The sequence below is a fragment of the Nonomuraea sp. NPDC049419 genome (assembly GCF_040676995.1).
GTDB lineage: Bacteria > Actinomycetota > Actinomycetes > Streptosporangiales > Streptosporangiaceae > Nonomuraea > Nonomuraea salmonea.
This window is the reverse complement of sequence record NZ_JBFAQB010000014.1, coordinates 15376-31080: the sequence shown is the minus strand read 5'-3', so window position 1 is coordinate 31080 and position 15705 is coordinate 15376. Positions and strand designations below refer to the sequence as shown.

The following is a 15705-nucleotide window of genomic DNA, read 5'->3' as shown; positions in this document are numbered from 1 at the left end:
AGGTGGAGAGCGGCCAGTGAGCGACCAGAACGAGCGCGAGATCGTCGGTCGTATCTATGCGGAACTAAGCGATGAGGCGAAGAAGCTTGTCGTGGACGTTCTGACTTTGGAGAAGGAAAACCTGCATCTGGGAGACACCGCGACGGTAACGCGCAACGTGAGCGACCAGATCATCCGGAGGGTTGAGGGCGTCGTCAAGTGAAGCTGCTGTCGATCGAGCTCGAGAACTTCAGACCGTACGGTGGGCGGAACCGCATCTCGTTCGCTCAGGAGCCGGGACACAACGTCACACTGATATATGGCACCAATGGTGGCGGTAAGACGACCTTGCTCAATGCCTTCACCTGGGCTCTCTATGGGCGTCTCAGCGCAGATGTCGAGCAGCAGGACAGACTGATCAACAATCGGATCTGGCAGGAAGCCCGCCCCGGTTCGTCGGTGGACATGTCGGTGACCGTTGAGTTCGAGCATGAAGGCCGCACTTACACTGCGCGCCGGTTTCTCACAGCGGAGAAGCAGAATTCGGACCAACGTTTGCCCAAGGCGCAGCTCCTTCTCCTCGAGCGTGACGACAGGGGTGTCACCAAAGAGCTCAAGAGCGCCCAGGGACATATAGACAAGATTCTTCCCGAGCGCCTGAGCAAGTTCTTCTTCGTCAACGGTGAGCGCATCGAGCAGCTGGTTCGAAAGGAGGCCTACGCTGAGATCCAGCATGCGATCAAGACGCTCCTTGGCTTGGAGCAGCTCGAGCGAGCCCTCAAGCACCTCCCCACGGCAGCGAACAAGCTGCGTCACCAGTTGAAGTCCGAGGGAGCCAACAGCGAGCTCGCCGAGCGCCTGACCGCTGAGATCGACGCCGTCTTCAAGGAGACGGAAGAGAAGAAGAAGGAGAAGGAGTCTCTCAACACAGAAGTTCAGCATCTCAAGGACGAGATCGAGCTGCTCGCGGCACGTCTTAAATCCCTGGACGGTGCCAAGCAACTTCAGCTGGAGCGTGAGCGCCTGGAACGGGAACGTGCGAGCGCCCATGAATCACTGCGCAAGCTCGAGGACGAGCGGTCTCGGGTGCTCGCAGACTCCGGTTATCTGGCCTTCATACCTGATCTGCCTGAGAAGATCATCGCTGCCTGCGACGCACTTCGAGAGCGTGGTGAGCTGCCCGCACCGTTGAAGCGCACGTTCATCGAAGACCTTCTCATGGAGGGCGAGTGCATCTGCGGTACCCATCTCACCGAAGGCTCGCGCGAGCGAGCAGCGCTGGAGACGTGGCGTGAGCGTGCTGGCCTTGCCGAAGTGGAAGCGGCATGGAATCAACTTCGCGGTGCGGTAGCCGGCTTGGAGGAGCGGCGTCGTGGCACGATGGACCGGCTGGCGGAGACGGATCGCCTGATCGGGGAGGCATCCGACAAAGAGCGCATGCTGGTTGAGCAGCTCAACGAGGTTTCCATCGAGATCAAGAAGCTGCCGCAAGAGGACATCAGTGCAATCGAAGTGCGACGCAGCAAGATGGTCGACAAGTTGAGCGAGACGAGTAGATGCCTCGGCACGATCGACGAGCGTCTCGACTTCCTGGCCAACCAGAAAAAACAGAAAGAGGAGCAGGTCGACAAGATCCAAGTCAAGGACGAGAACAACCAGCGCATCCAGCGCCGGATCGCCGTGATCCGAGAGACCGAGACCGCGCTCCGGCAGATCCTTGAGCTCTTGTCCGACAGCATCCGCCGCCGTCTGGACACCCGTATCCGAACTCTGTTCAAGCAGGCGTCGCTGAAGAACTACGAGCCGGAGCTTACGCCGGGATTCCAGCTGGAGTACTGGGAGCTGGTAGGCGATGAGAAGGTCCCGGCCCCCAAGTCCACTGGTGAGAACATGCTGCTCTCACTCTCCTTCGTCGGCGCAGTCGCGCAGGAATGCCGCGACGCTGCCACGAATCCGAACCCCTTCTTCGGAGGCGTCGGCGGTGAGTATCCGATTGTCATGGACGCGGTATTCGGCAACTTGGACGACGACTACCGTCGGCAGATCGCCCGCTTCCTTCCGGAGATGACCTCTCAGGTAGTGGTTCTGTCCAGCAAGGCCCAAGCCGAAGGGGTTGCCGAGAATTCGCTGCATCCGCGCGTGGGCAAGCAGTATGTGATTACGACCCATACGACGAAGAGTGACTTGCAGGACGTTACGGAGAAGATCGCTGTGAACGGGAGAGAGTACCCGTACCAGGTGCTGGGATCCTCCTTCGACGGCGCGGAGTTCACTGAGGTGACGCAATGATGTCGAGCCCCAGTGAGCAGCGAGTTCGTCGGCCGAAGGGACATGAGAGTCTGATTCAGCAACTGAGCAAGGACGGCGACGGTCCATTCACCAGTATGGCGGCGACCCTACTCTTCGCAGCATCCGTCGGCTACGCCCATGAGCGTAGGGAGCAGTTCAGTGAGACCGGGGAGCCCATTCGGTACGAAGTCTTTCGTCGCTCTCCGACTGCCGAAGCATTCATCGACTCCCTCGGGGTTCTGGAGCACCCTGGCGACGCTTCCATCCTGAGCGAGGAGCGCCTTGGGGAGCGGGTCACAATCTTCGAAGAGTATGCAAACGGTGGTCTCAACTACATCCAAGGCGAGATCAACGCGAGCAAGTCGCGGGTTATGGACGTGCTGTTGGAGATGGTACGACGAGCTGATCGGGATCAGAGGTCGGTGGGGCTCCCCCCAGAGCTAGGCCAATTCTTCAGCCCTCCGGAGTTCTGAACCCCATGATGGCCATGTGACTCTCACAGAGCAGACGGGCGGCGCTTGGGAAACCGAGCGCCGCCTGACCGCGATCGGCAGAACGGGACTTTCCGTACCCGCACGTCAGGCTGTGGTGGATCAGCAGATCACGTCTGACTCGTCGGTCCTGGACTATGGGTGCGGACGAGGGGATGATGTCCGGGCTCTACAGAGGATCGCCATGAGGGCGGTCGGCTGGGACCCCCACTATCACCCCGAAGGCAGCCTCGACCCATCGGATGTCGTGCTGCTGACTTATGTCCTCAACATCATCGAGGACCCGGAGGAACGGCGTCGTACGCTCGTTAAGGCATGGGAACTTGCCAAGGAGACCTTGGTGGTCTCCACTCGACTCACCTGGGAGAAGTCCAAGGTCAAGGGCACGGGTTTCGGCGACGGAGTCCTTACCAGCCGGCGGACGTTTCAGCACCTGTTCAGCGCTGGCGAGCTCCGAAGCTACGTTGAGGACGCCACAGGCGTCCGGTGCGTCTCTGCGGCTCCCGGAATCGTCTACGCGTTCAAGCGCGATGAGGCGCGCCTGGGCTGTCTGGCTCGTCGGATCGCACCCGCGGCCATTTGGCTGGCCTCTGACGACGCGGCATCGGCGATAGCCTCCGTAGTGGACTACACAGAGCGACGCGGGCGGGTGCCGCGCGTAGAGGAGATGCCGACGCAGATGGCGGAGCTCCTAGCCCATTTGAACACCGCAGAGCTGCAGCGGATCGTCCGGGTGTCGGCCAATCCCGAAAAGGTCGCGGAAGGTGCGAAGAAATCCACCTTGACCACGCTGCTGTTCCTAGGTGTGGAGCTGTTCAACGGGCGTGGTCCCTTCGGATGCCTCCCACTTTCCACACAGCTCGACGTGAGAGCGTTCTTCAGCTCCTACAAGGAAGCATGTATGCGGTCCGATCGTCTGCTGCTCAAGCTGCGCGACGACGCCTATGTCCGTGGCGCGATGAACGGGTCAAAGGTCGGCAAGCTCACGCCAACAGCCCTGTACGTGCATCGCCGGGCAATTGACTACATGCCCGTTGTGCTGCGGCTGTATGAGCACTGCGCTTCGCTCGCGGCAGGACGTCCACAGGAGTGGACCCTGGCCAAGCTGCGCCATCAGGGTAGGGGGGTGAGTTGGCTGGACTATCCGGAGTTCGACACGGATCCGCATCCGCGGCTGCGATCGTCCTACATGGTCGATCTCGCCACATTCAAGACCTCGCACATGTCCTACGAGCAGTCGGAGAACAGGCCGCTACTCCATCGCAAACATGAGTTTCTTCACCCGGATGACCCCGCTGTCCCGAAGTATCGGCGACTTACCGACAGCGAGCTGCGAGCAGGCCTATACGCCAATCCCCATCTCATTGGGACAGAGCAGGGCTGGGAGGCCGAGCTGGTCCGCTGCGGCCGCCAGCTCCGTGGTCACCGCCTGATCAAGAGGTACTGACCGGTGCGATGCCGGCTTGGTACTCGGCGATGATGCTCGCGAACTCGTCGACTTCCAGTGCCTGAGCCTGGTCGGGGAACCAAGAGAGGCGCAGTCCATTGCTGGCCTGTTCTTCGGGTAGCCCCATCGCCGCGAGGACATGGCTTGGGGTGTATGACGCACTCGTACAGGCGGATCCGGTGGCCACCGCGGCGTAGTTTTTCAGCTGCAAGATCAAGGCCTCGGTGTCCACACCCTCGAACGACAGGTTGAGGATATGCGGGACCACGTGCTCTTGGTCACCATGGAGGTTGAACCGGGTCTTGCCGAGTCCCTCCAGCAGACGGGCGCGGAACTCGCTGGCCGCTTGCAGCCACTGCGTACGTTCGCTTTCGAACACCTCAAGAGCTTTGGACAGGCCCATGATGAGCGGAACGGGAAGCGTGCCGGGGCGGAGCTTGCGTTCCTGGCCGCCTCCGTACATCAGCGGGGTCAGCGGCACGGAATCACGCCCGCGGCGTCTGATGAGCAGGCCGCCCACCCCCTTGGGCGCTCCAATCTTGTGCCCGCTGAAGCTGACGAGATCGATCGGTGCCCGAAGGTCGTCTGGCAGCTTGCCGAAGCCCTGAGCCGCGTCAACGTGAAGATAGGTGGCGGTGGAGCGGAGATGTTCGGCCAGCTCGGCGACTGGCTGGATTACGCCAGTCTCGTTGTTGACCTGCATGACAGACACCAGAAGCGTGTCGGGGCGTAGCCGTTCCAGTACGGCTTCCGCGCTCACGCGACCGGAGGGCCCCGGCTCGATCAGCTCGACCTCGAAACCCTGTGACTGTAGGTGCTCCAGTGGCTCCAGTACAGCCTTGTGCTCAATTGCGGTGCTGACGATGTGACGGCGTTCACTCTTAGCGCCGAAGGGTGCTAGACCCAGGATGGCGATGTTGTTGCTCTCGGTTGCACCACTCGTGAAGATCAACTCATCCGGGCGGGCGGCGAGGTGGGCTGCGATGCCTTCACGAGCGCGGGCTACCGCCTTCTTGGCGCGCGTTCCATACTCATGGGTACGCGAGCCCGCATTGCCGAAATCTTGGGACATCCAGTGCAGGACGACCTCGGCGACCTCCGGGAGCACCCTCGTCGTTGCCGCAGCATCCAGGTAGGCGACCACATGCACACCAGCTCTCATACTTGTTGGCGTCACGTCACGTGAGTACGTTAAAACGCACACGTACTTACGGTACCGTGGACCGCGTGGGATCACACGCGCTGGCACAGCAAGGCGGAGACGCCACCACTGCGGGCTTTGAGTACATCTTCCCAGCTATCCGCGGTGTGCAGGCAGGGCGTGAGTATTACGTATCGATGTGCCCGTTGCGCCTCATCCCCAAGATCTTTTTGTTCGATGAGGACGAGCTGGCGCCGGAGGTCCGAGCGCAGCGAGTCCTGAACAAGGGACGAGTGCCAGCGCTCGCGCGGTACATCCTGGAGAACCCCGACGATTACGTCTTTTCTGCGCTAACCGCCTCCGTGGATGGCGCCATGCGCTTCGTGGGGGTCGCGGACCAAGGGCCAGGGTTGCGGGTCGGTCAGTTGCACATCCCGATGGCCTCGCGCTTCCTGATCAACGATGGTCAGCATCGGCGTGCAGCCATCGAGGTGGCACTCAAAGAGAACCCATCACTCGGTGATGAGACCATCGCCGTCGTCTTCTTCCATGACGCCAGCCTTGAGCGCAGCCAGCAGATGTTCGCCGACCTGAACCGCCACGCTGTGCGGCCGGCTCGTTCCATAGGCGTCCTCTATGACCACCGCGATGAGCTATCACAGCTGACGCGTCTTCTGGCGCTGAAGTGCCCAGTGTTCCGGAACTTCGTTGAAATGGAGAGCAGCACCCTCTCAGCTCGATCGCGCAAGCTCTTTACACTCAGCGCCCTGTACTCGGCGATGAGCGCCCTTCTGCAAGGGCTAAAGCTGCCTAGCGGCAAGGACGGGGAGCGCCTGTCCTGGGGTTACTGGGAAGCCATAGATGCTCTCATCCCGGACTGGGGAGAAGTGCGGAGGCGATCTCTCTCCGCCTCTGAGATCCGCAAGCAGTACCTACACACGCATGGCATCGCACTCCATGCGATAGGGCTGCTCGGGAACACACTGCTTCGCGATTCGCTTGATCCAGAGGAGTGGAAGCCGCGGCTAGCGCCGCTTCGGGACGTGGACTGGTCGCGGACCAATCCTGACTGGGAGGGAAGGGCGATCATCGGTGGTCGTGTCTCGAAGAATCACCAAAACGTCGTACTTACCGTGAATTATCTACGTAAGCAGCTCGGTCTCGAACTGACTGCCGATGAGCAGCAAGCAGAAGACGCTTACCAGCGAGGAGAGCGATGAGCACCCCGACGCGCAGTGCCGTCATGCTGAACACGCCCACCCGGCGCACCGTCCCCTTCGAGAGCCAAGGTGGACTCGCCGCGGTGGTGAACGAGCTGACCGCGGAGATCTGTGAGCTGTACCTGGCCGATCAGGTTCCTTGGGTCGTGGGCTACAGCGGTGGCAAAGATTCTACGGCGGTGCTTCAACTCGTGTGGCTGGCGCTACAAGGCCTAGAGCCTCATCAGCGCACCAAACCGGTCTATGTCATCAGCACGGACACCCTGGTTGAGAATCCGGTCGTTGCTGCTTGGGTGACTCAATCGCTGGAGACCATGCGTCAGGCGGCACAGAAGCAGCAGCTCCCGATCCAACCGAACAGGCTGGTCCCTGATGTAAAGGACACCTTTTGGGTCGGCTTGATCGGCAAGGGATACCCCGCTCCCAGGCCGAAGTTCCGCTGGTGCACCGAACGCTTGAAGATCAAGCCGTCTAATTCGTTCATCCGCCAAGTCGTGCATGACCACGGTGAGGCCATCCTGGTCTTGGGCATCCGCAAAGCGGAGAGCCAAGCTCGCGCCCGCGTGATGGAGCGCCACGAGAAGCGCCGTGTCCGCGACCGTCTCTCGCCTAACGGTAATCTTCCCAACTCTCTCGTCTACAGCCCTATCGAGTCATGGAGCAACGATGAGGTCTGGACGTTCTTGATGCAGCAGCCTAACCCCTGGGGGCATCCGAACAAGGACCTCCTCACCATGTATCAAGGGGCCTCGAGCGACGGCGAATGCCCACTAGTGGTGGATAACACCACTCCTTCCTGTGGTGACAGCCGCTTCGGCTGTTGGACGTGCACTCTCGTCGACAAGGACAAGTCCATGTCGGCGATGATCCAGAACGATGAGGAAAAGGAGTGGATGCTTCCGCTCCTGGAGCTACGCGACGAGCTCGACGCTCCCGACGACAGCCACCTGCGTGACTTCCGGAAGATGAACGGCACGATCCAGCTGTTCCATGATCGCAACGTTCCTGGACCGTACACACAAAGGGCCCGTGGGGAGTGGCTCCGCAAACTCCTCAACGCGCAGACCTGGATTCGGAAAAATGCTCCAGAGCATGTGCGGGGCATCGAGCTAATCACCATGGACGAATTGCATGAGATCCGACGCATCTGGGTCTTCGAGAAGCATGAGGTTGAGGATTCGCTGCCCCAGATCTACAAGCAGGAGACGGGCGAAGAGTTCCCCGGCGGTCCGCTCGACCAGCACCTCGCAGTGGCCGCGGATGAGGTGGAGCTGCTTCGTGCGGTGTGCGACGGAGATGACCTGCACTTCGAGACGATGCGCGAGCTACTTGCAGTTGAGCGGAAATTCCGCACGATGACTCGTCGCTCCGGACTGTTCGAAGCACTTGAGAAGGCGATCAAGAAGGGCTACTACACGGATGCGGAGGATGCGGTCGACCTAGCCAAACGCAATCAGCAGAACAAGGTCGCCCCCACTTTGATCGGATTGGATGAAGAGAGCACCGATGCTCCTGCATGAGATCACTCTTGAGAACTTCGGTGCGTACCTCGGCAAGCAGATCCTCTCTCTGAATCCAAAGCCAGGCAAGCCGATCATCCTGATCGGAGGTCTCAACGGCTGCGGGAAGACGACGCTGCTAGATGCTATCCAACTCGCGTTGTACGGCTCGCGGGCGCGGTGCAGCGGTAGGGGAAATCGATCCTACGACGCATTCCTCCGTGACAGCGTGAACCGTCAGGCCGTGCCTAAGCACGCAGCTGTGAAACTCTGGTTTTCGATCACGGTTGAAGGGCAGCAACGTCATTACCGTATTGAGCGAAACTGGTCCATCTCGGGAAAGACTGTCCGCGAGTCGCTAGCGGTCTTCGTCAACGGTGAACACGATAAGGCCGTCAGTGATACATGGGCGGCTTATGTAGAGGATCTCCTTCCGCTGGAAGTCGCATCTCTTTTCTTCTTCGATGGGGAGAAGATCGAATCGCTTGCTGATCCTGAACGGGCTGCTCCAGTCATCGAGTCGGCAGTTCAATCGCTCCTGGGGGTCAACACAGTCGAACAGCTGCGAACCGATCTGCTGGCTCTTCAACGGCGACAGAAGGTGAGCCGAGAGGACAAGGCCGCACTCGAGCTGATCGCCGCCATCGAAGCTCAGCTTGAGGAGAACGAGGTGGCCAGAGCAGATGCGCTTCAGCGAGTCGCTTCCGCAAGAGCTGGTCTCCTACATGAGAAGAAGGAGCTCAAGGCTGTCGAGGCCGCCTTCGCTAAGGAAGGTGGAGATCTCTTCCGCCGTCGGGCGGAGCTAGAAGCACAGAGTGCCCATGCGAGAGGCCGGCTCGAAGCTGTAAGGGTGACTCTTGCCAACACCACTGCAGCAGGACCGCTCCCATTCCTACTCCTTAAGGATCAACTAGAGGCCCTGCGTGCGCAGGTAGCTCGAGAGGAAGATGCGATTCGCGCGGAGCAGCTACTCGATGCCCTACACAAGCGGGACAAGGAGATTCTCTCGCTACTAGGCAACGGCATACCGGATGCTCAGCGTGAGCAGGTCGCGCAGTTCATGGAAGAGGACCGTGCCCAGCGCGCGGCTGATGCAGGCGTTCCAAGAGTGATCCAGATGTCGGCGACAGGCATCCAGCAACTCAACTCGCTTGACCAAGTTCTCAAGAGCGAGTCACAGCGTGCGGAAGAGCTGCTCATTGAGTCTGAAGAGCTCAGATCGCAGCTCGACGCGCTAGATCGGCAGTTGGCCGGTGTTCCAGCAGAAGATGCGATTGCCGACTTGATCGCCCGACAGGACAAGGTCCGTCAGCGGGTGGAAGACCTCGAGCGGGAACTCCGCGCCACGGAGGAGGCGCATGCCGCACTTGTCCGGGGAAACGCGCAGCTCCAGGCAGCCCGTGAGAAGGCATATGCCAAACGAGCCAAGGGGCTAGCCGAGATCGAGCACCGTGCCCGTGTCGTTTCGTACTCTGACCGTGCTCGTAACACTTTGGATAAGTTTGGGAAACTCCTGCTGCAACGTCATATCAGTCGGTTGGAGGTTGCTGTACTAGACAGCTTCAGCCGTCTAACGCACAAGGACGGCCTGGTTAAGGACCTCCGCATCGACACTAGCAAGTTCACTTTGACCTTGATTGGCGCGGACGGCGACGACCTCAATCCTGCACGTCTGAGCGCCGGCGAGCGTCAACTCTTGGCGGTATCCCTCCTCTGGGGTCTAGCTCGCGTGGCGGGCAACAGACTCCCGAGCGTTATCGATACTCCGCTGGGTCGACTGGATAGCCGGCACAGACAGAATCTTGTTGAGCGTTACTTCCCGCAGGCAAGCCACCAAGTGCTTCTGCTGTCGACAGACGAAGAGATCGATGATGAGTTGCTAAAGCGCCTCATTCCATCGATCGCGCATACATATACATTGGTCCACGACGATACAACGCTCACAACCACAATCGAACGCGGATACGGATGGGGAAAGACTCGGTATGTCGCTTGATACAATCCGATTGTCTCAACCGGCCAAGGATCAGTTGATCAAACTTAAACGAGTCACTGGCATTAAAAACTGGAACGTCCTGTGCCGCTGGGCTCTAGCTGTGTCTTTGCAAGACGAAACGCCTCCCCTAGTGCGTGATGTCGTTACCGATTCCAATATAGAGATGTCTTGGCGCACCTTTGCTGGAGCTTACGGGGATATCTACATGGCGTTGATTAGATCCCGATGTCAGCGTGATGGCAATGAGCCAACCGAGGAAGCTTGTGGGAGGACGCTCATTACACATCTGCATCGTGGCATTGGATATCTTGCCGGGCGACGTGATCTAGATTCAGTGGACAATCTGGTAAAGGCTGCTCTTGCTTAGCTCTTATAAGTGTAGTGAGCTGTCCCACCTGTCTTTTGTCTGATCGAAAAGGCGAGAGGCATTCGGCCTGTGGACTAGTTGACGAACACCTAACAGGCGTTATCCCGAAGCGTTTTAGACGAGGCAGATGGTCTTTGTCTCGGGCCGGTGGCGGGGCAAGAGCGGTTTTACGACTGAAACTGGGGCCATCCTCAAGCTGAGACTTGCAATTATCGTCACGACTCGTTTCGGAACTAGCTGTCGAGTCATGGCTGCGTGATCGATTAGAGAGGGAAAGGTGGCCGCTCTTTCGCTGTTGGCTGGAAGAGGACAGCAGCCGGCTGGTCGTCACGAATATTGACACTGCTCGCGGGCAATCACCTACTCCGACCGCGTAACGCAGCATACTAGAGAAGTTCGACCTCATTTTGAGGCAGCACGTGCCGTCTGGCAGTACACAGGTTGAAGGCGTAGAGTCCTGCCTCGTGACGGATCGCGTTTGGTGCGGTACGACCGGAGCATGCGGTACGGGCAAAGGGGTGGGTACACACCCGCTGAGCAGGAGCGGCGGGAGCGTGTACGGCTGCAGGCGGCCGAGTGGTTCGAAGCCGGAGAGACGACCAGGACGGTCGCCGCGCGGTTACGGGTGCACGAGCGGTCGGTGACCCGCTGGCGGAAGGCCTGGCGTGAGGGCGGCACATCGGCGTTACGGTCCAAGGGTCCGGTGTCGAGGGAGAAGCTGTCGGCCCGCCAATGGGCGCGGCTGGATACCGAGCTCCGGCGGGGACCGCTGGCCTGGGGTTATGTCGAGGACCAGTGCTGGACACTGGGGCGGGTCAAGACGCTGATCGGGCGGTTGTTCCACATCGGCTACACGATTGAGGGCGTGGGCAAGCTGCTCCATCGCCATGGCTGGTCGGTACAGGTGCCGGCCCGGCGCGCTCTGGAGCGGGACGAGGAGGCCATTGCGCTGTGGAAGGCCGAGGTGCGGCCAGAGGTAAAAGCACCGCGGCGGACCTGGGTGCCTACATCTGCTTCGAAGACGAAGCCGGGCAGGGGCTGAGGCCGCCGAAAGGTCGCACCTGGGCGCCCGTCGGCGCCCGGCCGGTGGTGACGGTCCGCGGCAGGGGTTCCGGCCGGGTCAACATGGCCAGCGTCGTCCGCTACCGCGACGGCGAGCGGCCGCACCTGTTCTACAAGCTGTACGTCTACCACGGCCGCAGGGGCGAGCCCAAGACCTTCTCCTGGATGGACTACCGGGACCTGATCGTGGCCACCCACCAGCACCTGGGCGCGCCATTGGTGTGGTGCTGGGACAATCTCAACGTGCATCTGGCCGGCCAGCTCGCCGACTTCGCCGCCGAGAACGCCGACTGGCTACGCATCGTCCAGCTTCCCGGCTACGCTCCCGAACTCAATCCCGCCGAGGGCGTCTGGTCGCTGCTCCGCCGGGCCCTGGCCAACTTCGCCGTCACCAACCTGCCCGGACTCGTCCGGCTCGTCAAACGCAAGCTGAAGAAGATCCAGTACCGGCCCCATCTGCTCACCGGCTGTCTCACCCAGACCGGGCTCACCCTCGATACCCCGGTGGAGCCATGACCGACTCTACGAATTCAACCTGTGTAGCGGCACACGATGGCTTCACTCGTCTCATACCTAAGGACCGCCTGCCTGAACGAGGCCTTCGTATTGACGAATCATCTGCGGGCTACGTCGACTCTGAGAATTGTTTACTATTTGGCTTCAGATGCGTGATCTTGCAGTGGCAAGTGATACATACCTCTCATAAGACCATGGATCGTGGTCAGAGCAGTAGACAGCGAAGTTGGCTGGATTAAGAGCACCGCGAGCATTCTGCGGCCCGGCGAACAGTTCATGGGTATCCAATGTCGCAGTACAGCCAGACGCTTCTTCGCACCGACCAGTCATACTGACAAGGCGTAAGACCCAGAAAGGCTGAGGAACTGTCACCCATCCGAGGTGTGGATTTAGGATTTTTCCAAGAGCCCATGAGCCAACATCGTATAAGCTGCCATATTTGCTCTTAACGCGATTGCACCAGCCACAGGCTAGCCTCAGATTACTGATGTCAGTCAAGCCTCCTGATGTGACCGGCCGGACATGGTCTACCTCTATCCTAAGATCCCGAGGATTAAGGCCACGCGGCCGGGTGAAATCCACGAACAGCGGTTCTGGGATTGGTGCATTGCCTGAACGGACAAGGCGGGCGCCGGCCTGGGGAGAGAACTGATAGCCGCAAAGATAGCATCGAGGGTCCGGCTGTGCATTGGACCAAAGTAACCTCCGGTCCGCCAGCGTGATGCTGTGTCTCTTTCTTGCACGCCGCTGAAGGACTTCTCCCCAGGCTATCTCCGTAAGTATTTCAGCCAGCTGCTTAACCTCATCGAGTGGAAGCGTCGGGTAGCGTCGCCGGATCTCACGGAGGATATCAATTCCCAGGTGAAGGATGTGCGAACTTTCATCGTGAACATAAATAGCTAGATCAGCTACACTTTCGATGAACCACCAGGCGTGGAGTACAGTTACATCGACCTCCAGTAGTAGCTGTTTCGGCCCAAGCATGTGGTGAGGCACCTTGAGTTTCGCGAACTCCTGGAGTGCTTCACGATCCCACCGATTCTTATCAAGCTCTTCCAATGAACGGAGGAAACCGCGTACCTGGTTCGATTGCATATCTTCTACTTGGGAACGTACTCGATGACCTTGGGAAGACCGGTAGAAGGATCCCGCCTGTATTCGGACCAAAGCGATGCCCACTTCACTTTAACGGGTCGCTGATCCTTCTTCATGCCTGTGGGGAGCGGCCATTCGCGTGCGAAGTAGGAGTCCTTAACTCCATCGAGCCAGTCTTCGAAGGTTGCATCGACATCGGCGACGTGGTTAAGCGTCTTTTTTCGCATGCACAGATATTCGAAGTAGTCAGCTGCCAAGATCGTGAGACTGACCATGTTGAAGAGGTTGCCCCTGCTGCTTCCCCATGCGTTCGGCGCCCGCATGTCATCGATGACGCCAAATTTGTCTCTTACGAGTGTGAAAAATCTGATGAAGACGGTGCGCCATGGTCCATCCGCCTGACTCCAGATCTTAAACTTCGCCTCGTCCGTATCGCCCTCAGATACAAGTTCGCTTTGAGGGAGGAATTCGCGTCGCCATTTTCTGGCGTAGTCGTTCTTCTGGCCGTATAGTTTCCCGCCTGTTAGTTCACGGAAGACTTGGACGAGACTTTTAAGAACAGTCCATTGCAGATGTTCTGGGTTATCGCCAACAATTCCGGTCTGAACCAACCCTTTGAATGGGCTTTCTTCGGCGCGAGTCAGATAGGCGACTGCACGTGAGTCGTCGAGCTGAATTTTGGCATTTCTGAGGCGTTGAGCGACTGGCTCGAGCTCCTCTTTGCTCAAACTCGTTGAGACGATCGTGCCCAGAAGAGCTTTTCCCATGGGGGTCGCCTTCTGATTAACTACAACGAATTGGAAGACATGTTCGCTGGGACTGTCATCCATAAGAAGCGACATGGGAAGCCATCTATCGTTGTGTTTGATGAGATTGCCGGCAAGCGAGTCGGGGTCAATCTCATCAGGGTCGACACTACCTTCACCAAAGAGCGCCTCCATTAGCCTCTTCTTCCCAACAGGTGTTTCGAGCGACGCCCGGGCCGCTCTAACTGCTCCACGAAGACGATGCTGTCCGTCGACTAGAACTATCGGGAGGAGATAGGATTTTACGGCTTCTTTCGTGAAACCTACTATTGAGTCGGGATCTTCTTGTGGCGGGAACTTTTCCAGTGCGGCAATACGAGTTCGGATCTCGATATAGAAGTCGACTATTCTGGTTTCTTCAGCGAGCAAGATGCCCGAAATGTCTTCCGGATCATCGGTCGACGGATCAAAATCGTCTTCACTGTCTACGTCATCCAGATCAACTTCGGGATCGTGTGGCATCCCATGCTCTTTGGCTGCCTCTGTCAGAGTTCTCTGATACCGGCCTTGCGGGATAGGGGCGCTTAGGAGCCCTGGTAGACGTTGCTCCAGTCGGTCGCGGAGTCGCCTAAGAAGGTCCAGAAGCTTAAGGTCATCGACGCTTTCGTACTCGATCACTACGTGACCAACACTTTGGTCCTCGTCGACAGGTACGAAAGTAACCGACTGCGCGCTTTGGAGGGCACCCAGTAGCGGATTCTGGACAATGTTGCGTGGATTGTCGAAGAAAGCTGAAATTTCGGCGACACGAGAGACGCTTTCTTCACGCTGAAAGCCGACCGTTTCCTCGCCATGGAGTCGCTGCCGCTGGGGAACGCCTGCCCATTGCTCGATCTCTGTGGCCGGAGCCGAGAAGAGGATGAGCGGTTTCGCCTCGGGTGTTTGCCGCATCAGGCAAGCGGGATAGCGGAAGTACATGGCTCTCCTGCTCGTAGAGGATGGTCCTGGTTATGTTAGCGTCATGAGTCTATTGATGCGAGGTCATGTAGCCCACGCATCAATGTCCAGTAATGCACTGTGTGCGTAGAGATGTCCGGAGCTTGAGGGATGGGGTCATGTGATCGTCCTGTCTTCGTGATCAGAACGATGATGCACCAGGCCATGGAGCGACCTGTGAGGTGTGCAATATGGAGATCTCGGTCGGTGGAGTCGTGATGTACGTGTTAGCGGTGGCCGGTTGTTGGTGTGGACAAGCCATACCGTTCGTGCGACCCAATGGATAGGTCGCCAGGGGAATCTGTTCAGAGGTCAGCCGCAGATGGGGATGCATCACTTCATGGGCATTACGACATCGGTCGGAGGAAGTGGGCCCCTCCCGAGACTCGCGAATCGCTGGCATCACGCCTTCGATCCCGGCGTCGGCGAAGTCCTGGTCTCCAAGGGTCCCGGGGGTGAGAAGTGCAAGCTGACTGAGACTCAGCTGTCCGCGTTGCCGGCGGTGCAGTACGAAGGGCCAGCCGCGCACTGCTGAGCCGAGGATCAGTGCTGGTCCTTGGTGCGGATCGTTGAGCTGGTCTTGGCTTAGTTTCGAGCCCTCCTACACGCTGTGGAGGCTGGACTATCTGCTGTATTGGATGGGCTGGAGCTGGCAGATGCCGCCCCGGCGGGCGGCCGAGGGTAACGAGCAGGAGATCACGCCTGGCGTGGCGATGTCTGGCTGGAGGGAAAAGGGCCGCGGAGCACCCGGACGCTTGGCTCTGCCGGGAAGACGAGGCTGGTCAACAGTCTGAGACGACTCCGCGGCCGAAGCTGGGGACGGCGCGGGGTTACGCTAGTGGCGGTGTCCGGCAGCGGATC

At 59.2% G+C, this 15705-nt stretch carries 13 protein-coding genes; 10 read left to right on the top strand and 3 right to left on the bottom strand.

Features of this window, described 5'->3' with window-relative positions; translation table 11 throughout:
- Nucleotides 1-16: 16 nt before the first annotated feature.
- The 4 genes from AB0K12_RS32455 to AB0K12_RS32440 are packed head-to-tail and all read left to right on the top strand — an operon-like array spanning nucleotide 17 to nucleotide 4206.
- Nucleotides 17-202, top strand: a complete 186-nt coding sequence (locus tag AB0K12_RS32455) for a hypothetical protein (RefSeq protein WP_139638311.1) — start codon at nucleotides 17-19, stop codon at nucleotides 200-202.
- Complete coding sequence (locus tag AB0K12_RS32450; RefSeq protein ID WP_364569724.1) at nucleotides 199-2268, top strand: AAA family ATPase; 2070 nt, start codon at nucleotides 199-201, stop codon at nucleotides 2266-2268. The genes AB0K12_RS32455 and AB0K12_RS32450 overlap by 4 nt, the downstream gene beginning before the upstream one ends.
- Nucleotides 2265-2741, top strand: coding sequence for a DNA phosphorothioation-associated protein 4 (locus AB0K12_RS32445; protein WP_364569721.1), 477 nt, complete (start codon nucleotides 2265-2267; stop codon nucleotides 2739-2741). Before AB0K12_RS32450 ends, AB0K12_RS32445 begins: the two co-directional genes overlap by 4 nt.
- A gap of 16 nt (nucleotides 2742-2757) precedes the next feature.
- On the top strand, nucleotides 2758-4206 hold the full coding sequence (locus tag AB0K12_RS32440; protein WP_364569718.1) for a DNA phosphorothioation-associated putative methyltransferase: 1449 nt from the start codon (nucleotides 2758-2760) through the stop codon (nucleotides 4204-4206).
- Here AB0K12_RS32440 and dndA read toward each other — a convergent pair.
- Nucleotides 4193-5350, bottom strand: coding sequence for a cysteine desulfurase DndA (gene dndA / locus AB0K12_RS32435; protein WP_139638315.1), 1158 nt, complete (start codon nucleotides 5348-5350; stop codon nucleotides 4193-4195). The genes AB0K12_RS32440 and dndA overlap by 14 nt on opposite strands.
- 83 nt (nucleotides 5351-5433) lie before the next feature.
- Here dndA and dndB point away from each other — a divergent pair, with 83 nt between their 5' ends.
- From dndB to AB0K12_RS32405, 6 genes are all read left to right on the top strand, one after another.
- Nucleotides 5434-6567 (top strand): DNA sulfur modification protein DndB, encoded by a 1134-nt coding sequence (gene dndB, locus AB0K12_RS32430; RefSeq protein ID WP_139638316.1) that lies wholly within the window; start codon nucleotides 5434-5436, stop codon nucleotides 6565-6567.
- A complete protein-coding gene (dndC, locus tag AB0K12_RS32425; RefSeq protein WP_226900704.1) occupies nucleotides 6564-8087 on the top strand; it encodes a DNA phosphorothioation system sulfurtransferase DndC in 1524 nt (507 codons plus the stop codon). The genes dndB and dndC overlap by 4 nt, the downstream gene beginning before the upstream one ends.
- The gene (dndD, locus tag AB0K12_RS32420; protein WP_364569712.1) at nucleotides 8074-10062 is read left to right on the top strand and encodes a DNA sulfur modification protein DndD; all 1989 of its coding nucleotides are present in this window, start codon (nucleotides 8074-8076) and stop codon (nucleotides 10060-10062) included. Before dndC ends, dndD begins: the two co-directional genes overlap by 14 nt.
- Nucleotides 10052-10429, top strand: coding sequence for a DNA sulfur modification protein DndE (gene dndE / locus AB0K12_RS32415; protein WP_139638318.1), 378 nt, complete (start codon nucleotides 10052-10054; stop codon nucleotides 10427-10429). The genes dndD and dndE overlap by 11 nt, the downstream gene beginning before the upstream one ends.
- A gap of 499 nt (nucleotides 10430-10928) precedes the next feature.
- A complete protein-coding gene (locus tag AB0K12_RS32410; RefSeq protein WP_364569708.1) occupies nucleotides 10929-11471 on the top strand; it encodes a winged helix-turn-helix domain-containing protein in 543 nt (180 codons plus the stop codon).
- Complete coding sequence (locus tag AB0K12_RS32405) at nucleotides 11381-12007, top strand: transposase (RefSeq protein WP_364569705.1); 627 nt, start codon at nucleotides 11381-11383, stop codon at nucleotides 12005-12007. The genes AB0K12_RS32410 and AB0K12_RS32405 overlap by 91 nt, the downstream gene beginning before the upstream one ends.
- A gap of 144 nt (nucleotides 12008-12151) precedes the next feature.
- Here the strand turns inward: AB0K12_RS32405 and AB0K12_RS32400 are convergent, their stop codons facing one another.
- Nucleotides 12152-13066: an HNH endonuclease signature motif containing protein gene (locus AB0K12_RS32400; protein ID WP_193319098.1), complete on the bottom strand. Its 915-nt coding sequence runs from the start codon at nucleotides 13064-13066 to the stop codon at nucleotides 12152-12154.
- A gap of 41 nt (nucleotides 13067-13107) precedes the next feature.
- On the bottom strand, nucleotides 13108-14826 hold the full coding sequence (locus tag AB0K12_RS32395; protein ID WP_364569700.1) for a hypothetical protein: 1719 nt from the start codon (nucleotides 14824-14826) through the stop codon (nucleotides 13108-13110).
- Nucleotides 14827-15705 lie beyond the last annotated feature (879 nt).